Genomic DNA, 15,199 nt, shown 5'->3' on the forward strand with positions numbered 1-15,199 from the left:
CGACGGGGCGGGGACGGGGCAGCGGCCCGGCAGGGCCGGCCGGCGTCAGTCCAGCCAGTGGCTGCGGCCGATGCTGATGAGCCGCAGCTGGCGGGTGGCGAGCTGCGTCACCCGTTCCCGCTCCTCCGCCGGGGCCTCCAGCGCCTCCAGGAACAGGGAGGCGGTGATGAGCATCTGGTCGACGTAGAGGTGCGCGAGCATCAGCAGGTCGTCGTCGCTCCAGCCCGCCGCCTCCGGGTCCTTGGCCAGCTCGGCCTTCACCTCCTCGGCGAACCGGACCAGTTGGGCCCGGATGGCCTCGCGCACCGGCTGCACCCCGCCGTGCCGCTCCCTGGCGATGAAACGGACGTGCGCGGGGTACGCGTCCACGTGACGGGCGATCAGCTCGACGGCGCGGGTGATGCGCTCCTCGCTGTCGCCCGTGGTGGACACCGTCGTCCGCACCATCGGGTGCAGGCTGCCCAGCGCCTCGTCGACCAGGGCCACACCGAGGTCGGCGGTCGAGCGGAAGTGCCGGTAGAAGGCGGTCGGGGCGACTCCGACGGCCCGGGTGACCTCGCGCAGGCCCAGGCTGCTCAAGCTCTGCTCCTCCAGCAGGGCGAGCGCCGCGTCGAGGAACGCCTGCCGGGTCTTCTGCTTCTGGGCCTGCCGGATGCCGAGGGTGTGACTCATGTCATCCAGTTAACAACTGTTCTCTGGAATTGAAAAGCCGGGAGGAGCGCTAGACTCGAAGTCAGTGAACAACTGTTACTACAACTGTTCACCGAAGCTTCACACCGGCTCAACACGAGGCATACCGGAGGGGGGATTCCATCCCATGCTGTTCCTCGTCGCCGCGCTCATGCTGCTCGGAGTCGTGCTGGGCACCGTCGCCCACGCACCGCTGACCGTCACCGCCGCACTGGCCGCCCTCATCGCCGTCTGGCTCGGCGTGTTCGCGATCCGCGAGCGCCACGGGCGCCGCCGCCACACCTCGGCCAACTGACCCCTGGAAAGGACCCCCGGAGCTGAGCGCCATGCATCTCACCGCACCGGCCACCGGCCGCACCGACACCCGCCCGCGCACCCGCGACGCCGACGGCATGGCCGTCGCGTCCTTCATCCTGGGCCTCCTCGGCCTGCTCGTCCTCAACCTCTTCCTCGGCCCGATCGCCATCGTCCTGGCCCTGGTCGCCCTCTGGCGCGGCACCACCCGCCGCGGCCGTGCCTACCTGGGCCTCGCCCTCGGCCTCGCCGACCTGGCGGTCCTGGTGGCAACGATGGAAATCTCCGGGACGGTGTCCTGGAGCCTGTGATCGGCGGCCGAGCCCCGAGGACGACGGGGCGGCCGCCGCACGCGCACGGCCGGCAACGCCGGTACGCCGCCACCGAGCCGGGCACAGCCGACGCGACGCGCCCGGACCCGACGGCACCCGCCGGCGGCTGAAGCCGACTGCACGGGAGCCGTAGAATCGGCCTCACCATGGCATACCTCGACCACGCCGCGACCACCCCCATGCTCCCGGAGGCGGCAGAGGCGCTCACCGCCCAGCTGAGCATCACGGGCAACGCCTCCTCCCTCCACGCATCCGGCCGGCAGGCCCGTCGTACGGTCGAGGAATCGCGCGAGATCCTCGCCGAAGCGCTCGGCGCCCGCCCCAGCGAGGTCGTCTTCACCTCGGGCGGCACCGAGGCCGACAACCTGGCCGTCAAGGGCCTGTACTGGTCCCGCGTCGCCGCCGACCCGGCCCGCACCCGCGTCCTGGCCAGCCCCGTCGAGCACCACGCCGTCCTGGACGCCGTGCACTGGCTCGGCGAGCACGAGGGCGCCACCGTCGAGTACCTCCCCGTCGACTCCTACGGCCGCGTCCACCCCGAGGCGCTGCGCGAGGCCATCGCCCGCAACCCCGACGACGTCGCCCTGGCCACCGTGATGTGGGCCAACAACGAGATCGGCACGGTCATGCCGGTCCGCGAACTCGCCGACGTCGCAGGTGAGTTCGGCGTCCCTCTGCACGCCGACGCGGTCCAGGCCTTCGGTCAGGTCCCGGTCGGCTTCGAGTCCTCGGGCCTCGCCGCGATGACCGTGTCCGGCCACAAGATCGGCGGCCCGTACGGCATCGGCGCGCTGATCCTCGGCCGCGAGCACACCCCCGTACCCGTCCTGCACGGCGGCGGTCAGGAGCGGCACGTCCGCTCCGGAACGCTCGACGTCCCGGCCGTCGCCTCCTTCGCCGTCGCCGGCCGGCTCGCCGCCGAGCAGCGCGCGTGGTTCGCCCGGGAGATCGGCGCCCTGCGCGACCAGCTGATCGACGCCGTGCGCAGCGCCGTACCGGACGCGATCCTCGGCGGCGACCCGGCGCCCGAGGGCCGGCTCCCGGCCAATGCGCACTTCACCTTCCCCGGCTGCGAGGGCGACTCCCTGCTGCTCCTGCTGGACGCCCAGGGCATCGAGTGCTCCACCGGCTCCGCCTGCACCGCGGGCGTCGCCCAGCCCAGCCACGTCCTCCTCGCCACCGGCAGCGACCCGGACCTGGCCCGCGGCACCCTGCGCTTCTCCCTCGGCCACACCTCCACCGAGGCGGACGTCGAGGCCGTCGCGAAGGCGATCGGCCCGGCGGTGGAGCGCGCCCGGGCGGCCGGGCTCACCTAGGGCGTCCCGCCGCCCCCCGGGGCTTTTCGTCTCCGCCTCGGGCCTTCCGTCCGGATCATGCCGGGCGCGCGGACCCCGGCCCCCGATCCGGCCTGGTCCGCACGAACGGCCCTAGCCGTGCGGTCCCTTGGCGCGCTCGGCGCGCACCAGGCGCAGGTACCGCTCCCAGTCCCAGAACCGCCCCGGGTCCGTGTGGTCCGTGCCCGGCACCTCCACGTGGCCGATGATGTGCTCGCGGTCCACGGGTATGCCGTACCGGTCGCATATCGCCGCCGTCAGCCGGGCCGAGGCCGCGTACATGGCGTCCGTGAAGGACGCGGCATCCTCCACGAAGCCCTCGTGCTCGATGCCGACACTGCGTTCGTTGTACGACCGGTTGCCCGCGTGGAAGGCGACGTCCAGCTCGCGGATCAGCTGGGTGATCCGTCCGTCCTTGCGCACGATGTAGTGCGCCGCGGCGCCGTGCGCGGGGTCCTGGAACACCTTCACCGCCGAGGCGTAGCCGCCCTGGGTGACATGGACGACCACCCGGTCCACCCGGTAGTCGGCCGGCCGGTCCGCCCGCCGGTAGTTCGCCGCCGAGGCCGCCACCCAGCGCGCACCCCGGAAGTCCACCGCGCCCGCCACCCGCGGCTTGTCCACCCCGGGCAGCCGCCACCACAGCCGCGACAGCTCCTCGCGGGCCAGCACCGCCGTGCCCACGGCCGCCGCGGCCCCGCCGACGAGCAGCGCCCGCCGGCCCGGCCGCCGGTCCCCGTCGCCGGCCGTCGCCCCTGTGGTCGTCCCAGTCGTCGCCCCCATGTGATCGTCAACGCATATCCGGCGGACCAGGTTCCCGCGCCCCCGTACCCTGGAAGGGTTATGACTGACACCCCGCAGCGCACCCGCCCCCTCCGCGTCCTCGCCGCCATGTCCGGCGGTGTGGACTCCGCCGTCGCCGCCGCGCGGGCCGCGGAAGCAGGCCACGACGTCACCGGCGTCCACCTGGCGCTCTCCGCGAACCCGCAGTCCTTCCGCACCGGCGCGCGGGGCTGTTGCACCATCGAGGACTCGCGCGACGCGCGCCGCGCGGCCGACGTCATCGGCATCCCGTTCTACGTCTGGGACCTCGCCGACCGCTTCCGTGAGGACGTCGTCGAGGACTTCGTCGCCGAGTACGAGGCCGGCCGTACCCCGAACCCGTGCCTGCGCTGCAACGAGAAGATCAAGTTCGCCGCGCTGCTGGACAAGGCGCTGGCTCTCGGCTTCGACGCCGTCTGCACCGGCCACTACGCCAAGGTGATCGTGAACGAGGACGGCTCCCGCGAGCTGCACCGCGCCTCCGACATGGCGAAGGACCAGTCGTACGTCCTCGGCGTGCTGGACGACAAGCAGCTCGCGCACGCCATGTTCCCGCTCGGCGACACGGTCACCACCAAGGAGGAGATCCGCGCGGAGGCCGAGCGGCGGGGCCTGGCCGTGGCCAAGAAGCCCGACTCGCACGACATCTGCTTCATCGCCGACGGCGACACCCAGGGCTTCCTGGCCAAGCGGCTCGGCAGGGCCGAGGGCGACATCGTGGACGAGACCGGCACCAAGCTGGGCACGCACGAGGGCGCGTACGGCTTCACCATCGGCCAGCGCAAGGGCCTGCGGATCGGCACCCCGGCCCCGGACGGCAAGCCGCGCTACGTCCTGGACATCTCCCCGGTCACCAACACGGTCACCGTCGGCCCGGCCGCCGCCCTCGACGTCACCGCGCTCACCGCGATCAAGCCCCGCTGGTGCGGCGCCGCCCCCACCGGCCCCGGCACCTACACCGCCCAGCTGCGCGCCCACGGCGGCGAGACCGAGGTGACCGCCGAGCTGGTGGACGGCTCCCTGCAGGTGACCTTCACCGAGCCGGTCCGCGGGGTCGCCCCCGGCCAGGCGATCGTGCTGTACGACGGCACGCGCGTGGTGGGCTCGGCGACGATCGCGTCCACCACGCGCGCGGCGGCGGCGGTCTGAGCCGGCCCGGCGCCCCTACCCCGCGAAGTACTCCACCAGCACCGGGCCCAGCACGTCCGGCTCCACCGCGTGCGTCTGACCCGGCAGGACCCGGTACGTGCCCTGCGGCACGGCCTCCGCGACCGCCTGGCTCGCCCGGTGCATCCACTCCGGGCTCGCGCCGCCCGCGACCGCGAGCACGGGCACGGAGACCGCGGCCAGCCGGTCCCGGGGGAGCAGGCCGTCGCCCATGACCGCGTCGTCGTGGGCGAGGCTCGGGGCGAGGGCCTCCATGCCCGGCCACATCGGGGACTGGCGGGCGCGCTGGATCATCTCCTCGCCCAGGCCCGTCAGGCGCAGGAACAGCTCCACCGCGTCCCCGCGCCGGCCCTCGGCGAGCGCCTTGGTCAGCTGCTCCTTGTAGGTGGCCTCCCGCGTGGCCCCGCCCGCCAGGTGGTCGGCGTACGGCACCTCGTACACCGCCGCCCGGCGCACCGGAAGCCCGCTCGCCGCCGCGTGCAGGACCAGCGCGCCGCCCGAGGAGACCCCGAACAGTGCCGCGTCGCCGCCCACCGCGTCGAGCAGCGCGGCCAGGTCCTCGATCTCGCGGTCGACCGCGTACGGCGGGGTGTCGCCGCTCTCGCCGCGGCCCCGCCGGTCGTAGACGACGGCCGTGCAGCGCTCCGCGAGGCGCTCCGCCAGGGGCAGCACGGTGCGGCCGGTGGACATCGCACCGCTCACCAGGATCACCATGGGCCCCTGGCCGGTCACGTGGTACGCGAGGGAGGTCCCGTCGCGCGAAGTCGTCTTCTTGTCCATGCCCGTGCAGACTGCCGTACGACACCGGGCTCACCGGTCATGACACGTCGGTGTCATAGAAGCAGTAGTGGTCCTTGATCTCCGCCACGCCCGGTTCGGGGTCCGGGTACGCCCAGACGAGATCGGGCGCGTCCGGCAGCGACCAGTAGGACGCCGTGCCCTTGAAGGGGCAGACGGTGTGCGTGTCGGAGGGCGTCAGCAGATCCAGGCGTACGTCCTCGGCGGGGATGTAGTAGCGCACCGGACAGCCCGTCTCGCGCAGTTCCAGGGTGCGGTCGGACTCGGCGAGCACCTGCTCTCCGCGCACCACGCGCACGTGCCGGTCGCTCTTCTGGATCGTGATCGTGTGTCCTCGGCTCATACCGGTGCAGCGCCCGGAGGGGCCGTGATTCTTCCCGCCGGGGCCGGGCACCTTACGGTAGGTGGCATGAACATCGGTGTCTTCCTGTCCGCCGCCGACCTCGACGAGCGGTACACGCGTCCCGCGCGTGAGTTCGCGGAACGGATCGGCAAGGCCGGCCACACCCTCGTCTGGGGCGGCTCCGACGTCGGTCTGATGAAGGTGGTCGCCGACGGCGTGCAGGAGGCCGGCGGCAGGCTGCTGGGCGTCTCCGTGGAGTTCCTCGCGAACAGGGCCCGCCCCGGCGCCGACGAGATGGTCATCGCGGCCGACCTCGCCGAACGCAAGAAGCTGCTGCTGAAGAAGTCCGACGCCGTGGTGATCATGGTGGGCGGCACCGGCACGCTGGACGAGGCCACCGAGATCCTGGAGCTGAAGAAGCACGGCCGCACCGAGAAGCCGGTCGTGCTGCTGAACACCGCGGGCTTCTACGACGGCCTGCGCGAGCAGTTCCGCCGCATGGAGGCCGAGGGCTTCCTGCCCCGCCCGCTGGCCGAGCTGGTCTTCTTCGCCGACGAGCCGGCCGGGGCACTGGCCTACCTGGAGGAGCAGGCCGGGCGCCACTGATGCGAGCATGGCGGGCATGGCTACTCATGTGATCACCGGGGCCGGTTCCGGCATCGGCGCGGCCGTCGCCCGCCGGCTGCACGCGCGCGGGGACGAACTCGTGCTGCACGCGCGCGACGCGGGCCGCGCGAAGCAGCTGGCGGCCGAGTTCCCCGGCGCGCGCACCCTGGTCGGCGACCTCGCGGACCCGGACAGGCTGTCCTGGGCCTTTTCGCACCAGACGCTCCCGGACCGGGTGGACTCCCTGCTGCACATCGCCGGCGTCGTCGACCTCGGCGACGTCGGCGACCTGACCCCGAAGTCCTGGCGCCACCAGCTCAACGTCAACCTGGTCGCGCCCGCCGAACTGACCCGGCACTTCCTGCCGCAACTGCGGGCGACCCACGGCCACGTGATCTTCGTCAACTCCGGCGCCGGTCTGAACGCCCACGCCGGCTGGTCCGCGTACGCCGCCTCCAAGCACGGCCTGAAGGCCCTCGCCGACGCCCTGCGCCAGGAGGAGCACGCGGCCGGCGTCCGCGTCACCTCCGTCTACCCCGGCCGCACCGCGAGCCCCATGCAGGCCAAGGTCCACCAGCAGGAGGGCAAGGACTACGACGCCTCCCGGTGGATCGACCCCGAGTCGGTCGCCACGACGATCCTGATGGCCCTGGACCTGCCGCGGGACGCGGAGGTCAACGACCTGACGGTACGGCCGGGGCGGTGACCGGGTCCGGCGGCGCCGGGATCCGGGCGTGGCTGGCCCAGGTCTGGCCCCGGACCGAGGCCGCTCTCGTCCTCGCGGGCGGTGACGTGGGCGTCCCGTGCGCCGACGGGCCGGTCCTCGGCGAGATCTTCGACGACGCCGGCCTCGCGGAGCTGCGCGGTCTCGCGACCGAGGGCGAGTTCACCGGCGACATCTGCCGGTGTCCCGGCAGCCTGACGGTGGCCCTGCTCGACGCGGGAGGCGCCGTCGCCGGTGCCGCCGGCCTGCACGGCGGCACCGACCTCGCCTGGGAGCGGGGCCGCTTCCGCAACAACCTCGCGGTCGCCGATCCGCAGGGGCTGTGCGCCTTTCTGCGCCGGTACGGCGCCCACTGGCTGTGAGACCTCCGGCCGGCGTTACGTACCCTGCCGGGGTGAGCGAAAACAGCCAGTTCAGGTTCCCGGGAGCCACGGGCGTCGGCTCCCTGCCCGGCGGGGACACCAGGGAAGCCGCCAAGACGGTCACCGGCAGCTTCGAGGACTTTCCCTTCCTTCCGGAGCTGCCCGCGCGCGGGCCCGGGGCCGACATGATCGGCCGGACCGCCGGGATGCTGGTCGAGCTGTACGCGCGCGTGGAGCCCAGCGGATGGCGGATCGGGGACCGGCCGGGCCGGGACACCAGGCGGGCCCGGTCCTGGCTGGGCGAGGACCTGGACGCCCTGGAGGAGTTCACCCAGGGCTACGAGGGCGACCTGAAGGTGCAGGCGGTCGGGCCGTGGACGCTGGCGGCGGCCCTGGAGCTGAAGAACGGCGAGGCCGCCCTGTCGGACCCCGGCGCCTGCCGGGACCTCGCCGCCTCGCTCGCCGAGGGGCTGCGGCTGCACCTCGGCGAGGTGCGGCGGCGCGTCCCGGGCGCCCGGATCGTCCTCCAGCTCGACGAGCCCTCCCTCACCGCCGTCCTGCGCGGGCAGGTCCGTACCGCGAGCGGCTACCGCACCCACCGTGCCGTGGACCGGCAGCTCGTGGAGGCCACGCTCCGGGACGTCGTCGGCGCGCACGCCGGCGGCCCGGTGGTGGTGCACTCGTGCGCCCCGGACGTGCCGTTCGCGCTGCTGCGGCGGGCCGGTGCGGCGGCCGTCTCCTTCGACTTCGCGCTTCTCACCGAGCGTGACGACGAGGCGATCGGCGAGGCCGTGGAGGGCGGCACGCGCCTGTTCGCCGGTGTCGTGCCGGGCACGGACGGCCCGTTGTCAGACCCTGCCGGTAGCGTCATGGGTGTCAGGACGCTGTGGCGCAGGCTGGGGCTGCATCCGGGGCTTCTCGCGGAGGCGGTCACGGTGACCCCGGCATGCGGTCTCGCGGGCGCTTCACCCGCCTACGCGCGCCAGGCGCTCGCCCACTGCGTCCGGGCGGCGAGATCCCTCGCGGACAACCCAGAGTAACGGGAGGACAACACGGTGGCCGGCGACAAGCAGCAGGCGGAGACGGCAGTGCCCGCCGAGGCACGTGACAAGCATGCGCAGCTCGCTGAGCAGATCGAGGAGCACCGCTTCCGGTACTACGTGAAGGACGCTCCCGTCATCAGCGACGCGGAGTTCGACGCGCTCCTGAAGTCCCTGGAGGCCCTGGAGGAGCAGTATCCGGAACTGCGCACGCCGGACTCGCCCACCCAGAAGGTCGCGGGGTCGTACGCGACGGAGTTCACCGCGGTCGAGCACCGCGAGCGGATGCTCTCCCTCGACAACACGTTCAACGACGATGAGCTGGCCGCATGGGCCGAGCGCATCGCGCGCGAACTCGGCGACCAGACGTACCACTTCCTGTGCGAGCTGAAGGTCGACGGTCTCGCCGTCAACCTCACGTACGAGAAGGGCCGCCTCACCCGCGCGGCCACCCGCGGCGACGGCCGCACCGGTGAGGACATCACGCCGAACGTCCGGACGATCACGGAGATCCCGGACCGCCTGGCGGGCGACAGGGTGCCCGACCTGGTGGAGATCCGCGGCGAGGTCTACTTCCCGATGGAGAAGTTCCTCGAACTCAACGAACGCCTGGTCGCGGCCGGTGACAAGCCCTTCGCCAACCCCCGCAACGCCGCCGCCGGTTCGCTGCGCCAGAAGGACCCGCGGGTCACCGCCACCCGCCCGTTGCACATGGTCGTCCACGGCATCGGCGCCCTGGAGGGCTACACGGGCATGACCCGGCTCTCCCAGGCCTACGACCTGCTGAAGAGCTGGGGCCTGCCCACCTCCCCGCACAACAGGGTGGTCGACGACCTCGACGGCGTGCGGCAGTTCATCGCCCACTACGGCGAGAACCGCCACTCCGTCGAGCACGAGATCGACGGTGTCGTGGTCAAGCTGGACGAGATCCGCCTCCAGGGGCGGCTCGGCTCCACCGCGCGTGCGCCGCGCTGGGCGATCGCCTACAAGTACGCGCCGGAAGAGGTCAACACCAAGCTGATCGACATCAAGGTGGGCGTCGGCCGCACGGGCCGGGTCACGCCGTACGCCCAGGTCCAGCCGGTCACGGTCGCGGGCAGCGAGGTCGAGTTCGCCACCCTGCACAACCAGGAGGTCGTCAAGGCCAAGGGCGTCCTCATCGGCGACACGGTCGTGCTCCGCAAGGCCGGTGACGTCATCCCGGAGATCCTCGGCCCGGTGGTCGACCTCAGGGACGGCAGCGAGCGGGAGTTCGTGATGCCGGGCGAGTGCCCCGAGTGCGGCACACCGCTGCGGCCCATGAAGGAGGGCGACATCGACCTGCGTTGCCCCAACGCCCGCGCGTGCCCGGCCCAGTTGCGGGAGCGGGTCTCCTACCTCGCGGGCCGGGAGTGCCTGGACATCGAGCACTTCGGCGCGGTGGCCGCCGCCGCGCTCACCCGCCCGCTGGAGCCGGCCGACCCGCCGCTCGTGGACGAGGGCGACCTGTTCGACCTGACGGTGGAGAAGCTGCTGCCCATCAAGGCCTATGTCCTCGACCCGGACAGCGGACTGCCCAAGCGCGACCCGAAGACCGGCGAGGAGAAGGTCGTCACGGTCTTCGCCAACCAGAAGGGCGAGCCGAAGAAGAACACCCTCGCGCTGCTGGCGAACATCGAGGCGGCCAAGTCCCGTCCGCTCGCCCGCTTCCTGAACGGGCTGTCGATCCGGCACGTGGGCCCGGTCGCCGCGCAGGCCCTCGCGCGCGAGTTCCGCTCCATCGACCGCATCGAACAGGCGACCGAGGCGGAGCTGGCGGCCACCGACGGCGTCGGCCCGATCATCGCCGCCGCGCTCAAGGAGTGGTTCGCCGAGGACTGGCACCGCGAGATCGTCCGCAAGTGGAAGGCCGCCGGGGTCCCGCTGGAGGACCAGTCCTCCGGCGAGGAGGAGGGGCCGCGTCCGCTGGCGGGGCTCACGGTCGTCGTCACCGGCACGCTGGAGAACTTCACCCGGGACGGCGCCAAGGAGGCGCTGCAGGGCCAGGGCGCGAAGGTGACCGGTTCGGTGTCGAAGAAGACCTCGTTCGTCGTAGTGGGTGACAACCCTGGATCGAAGTACGACAAGGCCATGCAGCTGAAGGTTCCCGTTCTGAACGAGGACGGTTTCAACGTCCTGTTGGAACAGGGCCCCGAGGCGGCGGCCGAAGTCGCGCTTCCGACCGGGGAGTAGCGGTTGAAGGCCACCCGATCGGCGCATATCAGATGCATACGGGTGGCCCGGGCGCATTCGGGCAACCGTCGGAGACCGCTGCCCGTGGAAGCCTTCCGCGGCCTACTGTTGAGGTGTGCGCCTGCCGTGCCCAGCTGCGGCTGGGGCACCTCCGTGCCCTCCAGGGGCCCGGGGAAGGTTTCTTCGGCGCGGAGCTGCTGATGGTTGTCGGGCATCGGGCCGCGTGGCGTGGGCACCGCCGGCTGTGAGAGGGACGGGAATGGAACCGACCGAGAGCGCCGCCCCGGACTCATGGCTGCGCCTGCGCCGCCGGGCGGTCGCGTGGCGGGGGTACCGGTGGACCGGCCGGGCCGACGGGCGTACGGGCGGTCGGCCGCGCCCGGCCGGACCGGGCGCCGCCACCGAAGCCCACGCCCCCCTGCGGGCCGTCGAGTCCGCCCCGGGCCTGGCCGGTGCCGAGGCCGAACGGCACCCGTCCTGGCCGGCGCTGCCCGCGGCCCTCGTGGCCGCCGCGGGCTTCGCCCTGGGCGCCGCCTTCTACCGCGCCTACATCGGCCACCACGCCCTCTTCCCCTGCGGCACGGTCGGCTGGTCGCTGGCCCTGCTGACCGGCGTCATCGTCGGCCACCTCGTCATGCTGGGCCGCGCCCGCTGGTGGGGCGGCACCGGCTCGGGGGCCGCCCTCACCCTCGCCGTCCTGCTGCTGTACGGCTGGGTCCCGGCCGGCCTGGTCAGCCTCACCGTCGTCGTGCTGGTCGGCATCGCCCGCCGGCACCGCTGGCGGCAGGGTGTGCTGCACGGCGCGGTCGACGTCCTCGGCATCGGCGCCGGCGCCCTGCTGCTGGGCGCGTTCGGCCGGGTCCCGAGCGTCGAGTCGCCCTGGCGGCCCGACACCTGGAGCATCGCCACGGCCCCGCAGGTCGTCCTGGTCGCCGTCGCCTACCTCGCCGTCAGCCGCGGCCTGCTGTGGTACCTGCACTCCCCGCGCGGCGGCGGGGTGCCCACCGTCGCCCGCACCGCCCTGGTCCGGCAGGGCCTGGTCGCCGTGGCACTGCTCGGCATCGCGCCCCTGCTGTGCGTCGTCGCCGACGCCCAGCCGATCCTGCTCCCGCTCTTCGCCATCCCGCTCATCGCCCTGGACTCCACGCTGTGGATGGCCCGCGCCCGCGCCGAGGAACAGCTGCGCGACCCGCTGACCGGACTGCCCAACCGGCAGTGGCTGCTGGAGCGGATCTGGACGGCCCTGGACGACGCCGAGCGTATCGGCGCCCGAGCCGCGCTCATGCTGATCGACCTCGATCGTTTCCGCTCGGTGAACGACACGCTCGGTCATCTGGCCGGCGACCGGCTGCTGCTCCAGATAGCCGACCGGCTGCGGCTCGCCCTGCCGCGCGGCGCCGAGGCCGCCCGGCTCGGCGGCGACGAGTTCGCCGTCTTACTGCCCGTCGCCGACTCCACGACGTCGGCCACCCGGGTCGCCCGCGGCCTGGTCACCGCCCTCAGCTCCCCGCTCGATCTGGACGGCCTCACCCTCGTCCTGGAGGCCAGCGCGGGCGTCGCCGTCTTCCCCGACCACGCCCTCGACGCCGAGGGTCTGCTGCGCCGCGCCGACGTCGCGATGTACCAGGCGAAGCGGGACCGCACGGGCGTCGAGGTCTACGAGTCCAAGCGCGACTCCAACACCCCGGACCGCCTGGGCCTGCTGGGCGACCTGCGCCGGGCGCTGGACGCGCACGAGGTGCAGCTCCACTACCAGCCCAAGGTCCGCTTCGACGGACAGGTCGCCGGCCTGGAGGCCCTCGTCCGCTGGGTGCACCCCGAGCGCGGCAAGGTGCCGCCGGACGAGTTCATAGCGATAGCCGAGTCCTCGGGGCTGATGCCCCACCTCACCGAGTACGTGCTGGAGACCGCGCTCGGCCAGGTCGCCCGGTGGCGCGCACAGGGCCTGCGGGTGCCCGTCGCCGTCAACGTCTCCCCGCGCGACGTCCACACCCCGGGATTCGCCGGATCGGTCGCCGCGCGCCTCGCCCGGCACGGGGTCCCCGCCGGAGCGCTCCAGCTGGAGATCACGGAACACGTCCTGCTGGAGGACCCGCAGCGGGCCGCCGACACCCTCGCCGGCCTCACCGGCCACGGCGTGAAGATGTCCCTCGACGACTTCGGCACCGGGTATTCGTCGCTGGTGCACCTGCGGCGGCTCCCCGTCAGCGAGCTGAAGATCGACCGCTCCTTCGTGGCCCGGCTGGCCGTCGACGCCCAGGACGCGGAGATCGTGCGCTGCACGGTGGACCTCGCGCATTCGCTGGGGCTGCTGGTCGTCGCCGAGGGCGTGGAGGACGACGAGACCTGGGAGCGGCTGCGGGACCTGGGGTGCGACGCGGTGCAGGGCTGGCTGGTCGCCGCCGCGATGCCGCCCGAGGAGACCACGGCGTGGCTGCTGGCCCGGGGCTCCCGGGGGTGGCAGCGGCCGCGCGCCGCACTGCCCGCGGCCGAGTAGGCCGCGGCCGGCCTAGCGCCCCGCGAAGTGGCCGATCAGCAGTGACAGGCGCGTCTCGTGCGCGGGTGCCGGCAGTCTGCCGCTGCGCATCAGCGTCACCAGACCGTGCAGCCCCGCCCAGAACGTCTCCGTCAGCAGCCCGCAGTCCTCGCCCTCGGCCGCGATCGGCTCCACCGCGAAGCGCAGTTCGGCGAAGGCCTCCCGCAGCGGAGCCGGAGCCTCCTCGGTGGCGAACGGGAGGTCCACCAGGTGGGTGAACATCACGTCGTAGAGGGCGGGCCGGCGCTCGGCGAAGGACGTGTACGTCCTGGCCACCGCCGCCAGCGCCTCCCGGGTGCCGTGCGCCGCGGTGCGGGCCTGCCGTAGTTCCGCCGCCAGATCGGCGCACCCCTGCACCGCGACCGCCGCCATGATCGCGTCCTTGCCCTTGAAGTGGCTGTAGAGGACGGGCTGGCTGTACTCGATCTCCGCGGCCAGCCGGCGCGTGGTCACCGCGTCCCAGCCCTCGGCCTCCGCCAGCTCCCGCGCGGCCGTGACGATGAGCCGCTCGCGTTCCGCTCGTTCGCGCTCCCGGCGCGTCTGGATCGACATGCCTCGGATTCTAGCAGCGCTAGCCAAACTGTCGGCGCTCTGCTAGCGTCGCTCACACATCTAGCGCTGCTAGCCAAAGAAACGGGGAGAAAAACATGACCGTGACCGCGTACACCCTGGCCGTCCTGCTCGACCTGTTCTGCGTGTTCCTCGGCTACCGGTTCTGGTTCCAGCCCGGTCCGGCGGCGGCCGGCTACGGCGTCCCGGCCGACCCGCGCGGCGACGCCCGCGCCTACCTGACGGTCAAGGGACTCCGGGACGGCGCCTTCGGACTGGTGGGCCTCGCCCTGCTCGCCTTCGCCGGAGCCCGCGCCGAGGCCTGGTTCATGGTCTGCGTGGCTCTCGTACCGTTCGCGGACACGGTGATCGTGCTGCGCAACGGCGGCACGAAAGCCGTCGCTTTCGGGATCCACTTCGCCACCGCGATCGTTGTACTGATCAGTGCCGGACTGCTCTTCGCGGTCTGACCGCCCGAAGCGGGCGCCACACGAGGGGGATGTGCCATGTCGTTGTTCGTGCCCAGGTTCGACGAGACCGTGCTGGTCCGGGACGCCGAGGCCGAGGTCCTCGGCGGTGCCCCCGTCGGCGTGCGGCTGCTGGCCGACAGCAGCGCCACCGGCGGCGCGCTGTCCACCGTGCGCGTCACGCTCGGCGAGGGCGCCGACGGCGCCCGGCCGCATGTGCACCACAACTCGGCCGAGATGTTCTACCTGCTCGACGGTGAGGCCGAGGTCCTCTCCGGCGACGACGTCGTGACCGCCGGGCGCGGCGACCTGATCATCGTCCCGCCCGACCGCCCCCACGCCTTCGCCGCCGCCCCCGGCAGCACCGCCGACCTGCTCATCGTCATCGCCCCGGGCGTCGAGCGCTTCGAGTACTTCCGCCACCTCCAGCGCATCCGCCTCGGCGAGGCCACCCCGGAGAGCCTGCTGGAGGTCCAGGAGCTGTACGACAACCACTTCCTCGCGAGCGACGCCTGGGACGGCCGCCACCGGTGAGCGCCGGGCCGCCGGCAAACCGTTTAACAGGCACGGGCCACCGCCCCATAGGATTGGGCCAAACCACACACACTCACCCCAGAGGATCGCTGCATGCCTGGCATCACGCGCGAGGAGGTCGCCCACCTCGCCCGGCTGGCGCGTCTGGAGCTGAAGCCCGAAGAGCTTGAACACTTCGCCGGCCAGCTGGACGACATCATCGGCGCGGTGGCCCGCGTCAGCGAGGTCGCCGACCAAGACGTACCGCCGACCTCGCACCCGCTCCCGCTGACGAACGTCATGCGGCCGGACGAGATCCGTCCCTCGCTCACCCCCGAGCAGGCGCTCTCCTGCGCCCCGGCCCAGGAGCAGCAGCGTTTCAAGGTGCCGCAGATCCTGGGGGAGGAGTGA

18 protein-coding genes are annotated in these 15,199 nt (G+C 72.9%); 13 read left to right on the forward strand and 5 right to left on the reverse strand.

Annotation, left to right across the window (positions count from 1 at the left end):
- Positions 1-45 precede the first annotated feature (45 nt).
- Positions 46-672, reverse strand: coding sequence for a TetR family transcriptional regulator (locus S1361_RS27200; RefSeq protein ID WP_208034549.1), 627 nt, complete (start codon positions 670-672; stop codon positions 46-48).
- A gap of 145 nt (positions 673-817) precedes the next feature.
- On the opposite strand from S1361_RS27200, the gene S1361_RS27205 reads away from it, so the two are divergent.
- The 3 genes from S1361_RS27205 (at position 818) to S1361_RS27215 (ending at position 2,632) form a co-directional block, all read left to right on the forward strand.
- Positions 818-985 carry a hypothetical protein gene (locus S1361_RS27205; protein WP_208034550.1) on the forward strand — a complete coding sequence of 56 codons (168 nt, stop codon included), beginning with the start codon at positions 818-820 and terminating at the stop codon, positions 983-985.
- A gap of 31 nt (positions 986-1,016) precedes the next feature.
- Complete coding sequence (locus tag S1361_RS27210) at positions 1,017-1,295, forward strand: DUF4190 domain-containing protein (RefSeq protein ID WP_208034551.1); 279 nt, start codon at positions 1,017-1,019, stop codon at positions 1,293-1,295.
- 167 nt (positions 1,296-1,462) lie between these two features.
- The gene (locus S1361_RS27215) at positions 1,463-2,632 is read left to right on the forward strand and encodes a cysteine desulfurase family protein (RefSeq protein WP_208034552.1); all 1,170 of its coding nucleotides are present in this window, start codon (positions 1,463-1,465) and stop codon (positions 2,630-2,632) included.
- 111 nt (positions 2,633-2,743) lie between these two features.
- Here the strand turns inward: S1361_RS27215 and S1361_RS27220 are convergent, their stop codons facing one another.
- The gene (locus S1361_RS27220; protein WP_208034553.1) at positions 2,744-3,433 is read right to left on the reverse strand and encodes an N-acetylmuramoyl-L-alanine amidase; all 690 of its coding nucleotides are present in this window, start codon (positions 3,431-3,433) and stop codon (positions 2,744-2,746) included.
- Positions 3,434-3,493: 60 nt separating this feature from the next.
- On the opposite strand from S1361_RS27220, the gene mnmA reads away from it, so the two are divergent.
- Positions 3,494-4,621 (forward strand): tRNA 2-thiouridine(34) synthase MnmA, encoded by a 1,128-nt coding sequence (gene mnmA, locus S1361_RS27225; protein ID WP_208034554.1) that lies wholly within the window; start codon positions 3,494-3,496, stop codon positions 4,619-4,621.
- Between the two features lie 15 nt (positions 4,622-4,636).
- Here the strand turns inward: mnmA and S1361_RS27230 are convergent, their stop codons facing one another.
- Both S1361_RS27230 and S1361_RS27235 read right to left on the reverse strand, forming a co-directional pair.
- Positions 4,637-5,419, reverse strand: coding sequence for an alpha/beta fold hydrolase (locus S1361_RS27230; protein WP_208034555.1), 783 nt, complete (start codon positions 5,417-5,419; stop codon positions 4,637-4,639).
- Positions 5,420-5,456: 37 nt separating this feature from the next.
- Positions 5,457-5,780 carry a DUF427 domain-containing protein gene (locus S1361_RS27235; RefSeq protein WP_208034556.1) on the reverse strand — a complete coding sequence of 108 codons (324 nt, stop codon included), beginning with the start codon at positions 5,778-5,780 and terminating at the stop codon, positions 5,457-5,459.
- 66 nt (positions 5,781-5,846) lie between these two features.
- Here S1361_RS27235 and S1361_RS27240 point away from each other — a divergent pair, with 66 nt between their 5' ends.
- The 6 genes from S1361_RS27240 to S1361_RS27265 all read left to right on the forward strand — a co-directional run bounded on the left by S1361_RS27240 (position 5,847) and on the right by S1361_RS27265 (position 13,220).
- Positions 5,847-6,386 (forward strand): LOG family protein, encoded by a 540-nt coding sequence (locus S1361_RS27240; protein WP_208034557.1) that lies wholly within the window; start codon positions 5,847-5,849, stop codon positions 6,384-6,386.
- A 7-nt stretch (positions 6,387-6,393) separates the two neighbouring features.
- On the forward strand, positions 6,394-7,092 hold the full coding sequence (locus tag S1361_RS27245) for an SDR family oxidoreductase (protein WP_208034558.1): 699 nt from the start codon (positions 6,394-6,396) through the stop codon (positions 7,090-7,092).
- On the forward strand, positions 7,089-7,472 hold the full coding sequence (locus S1361_RS27250; protein ID WP_208034559.1) for a hypothetical protein: 384 nt from the start codon (positions 7,089-7,091) through the stop codon (positions 7,470-7,472). Before S1361_RS27245 ends, S1361_RS27250 begins: the two co-directional genes overlap by 4 nt.
- A 32-nt stretch (positions 7,473-7,504) precedes the next feature.
- A complete protein-coding gene (locus S1361_RS27255) occupies positions 7,505-8,512 on the forward strand; it encodes a methionine synthase (RefSeq protein WP_208034560.1) in 1,008 nt (335 codons plus the stop codon).
- Between the two features lie 15 nt (positions 8,513-8,527).
- Entirely contained in the window at positions 8,528-10,723 is a 2,196-nt protein-coding gene (gene ligA, locus S1361_RS27260; protein WP_208034561.1) for an NAD-dependent DNA ligase LigA, read from the forward strand.
- A gap of 259 nt (positions 10,724-10,982) precedes the next feature.
- The gene (locus S1361_RS27265) at positions 10,983-13,220 is read left to right on the forward strand and encodes a putative bifunctional diguanylate cyclase/phosphodiesterase (RefSeq protein WP_208034562.1); all 2,238 of its coding nucleotides are present in this window, start codon (positions 10,983-10,985) and stop codon (positions 13,218-13,220) included.
- Positions 13,221-13,232: 12 nt separating this feature from the next.
- Here the strand turns inward: S1361_RS27265 and S1361_RS27270 are convergent, their stop codons facing one another.
- The gene (locus S1361_RS27270; RefSeq protein ID WP_208034563.1) at positions 13,233-13,811 is read right to left on the reverse strand and encodes a TetR/AcrR family transcriptional regulator; all 579 of its coding nucleotides are present in this window, start codon (positions 13,809-13,811) and stop codon (positions 13,233-13,235) included.
- A 95-nt stretch (positions 13,812-13,906) separates the two neighbouring features.
- Between S1361_RS27270 and S1361_RS27275 the strand changes: the two genes are divergently transcribed.
- The 3 genes from S1361_RS27275 to gatC all read left to right on the forward strand — a co-directional run bounded on the left by S1361_RS27275 (position 13,907) and on the right by gatC (position 15,199).
- Positions 13,907-14,278 (forward strand): DUF4267 domain-containing protein, encoded by a 372-nt coding sequence (locus S1361_RS27275; RefSeq protein WP_208034564.1) that lies wholly within the window; start codon positions 13,907-13,909, stop codon positions 14,276-14,278.
- A gap of 36 nt (positions 14,279-14,314) precedes the next feature.
- Positions 14,315-14,809 carry a cupin domain-containing protein gene (locus S1361_RS27280; protein ID WP_208034565.1) on the forward strand — a complete coding sequence of 165 codons (495 nt, stop codon included), beginning with the start codon at positions 14,315-14,317 and terminating at the stop codon, positions 14,807-14,809.
- 93 nt (positions 14,810-14,902) lie between these two features.
- Positions 14,903-15,199, forward strand: a complete 297-nt coding sequence (gene gatC / locus S1361_RS27285; protein WP_208034566.1) for an Asp-tRNA(Asn)/Glu-tRNA(Gln) amidotransferase subunit GatC — start codon at positions 14,903-14,905, stop codon at positions 15,197-15,199.

Source organism: Streptomyces cyanogenus, assembly GCF_017526105.1.
In the GTDB taxonomy this organism is placed as follows: Bacteria; Actinomycetota; Actinomycetes; order Streptomycetales; family Streptomycetaceae; genus Streptomyces; species Streptomyces cyanogenus.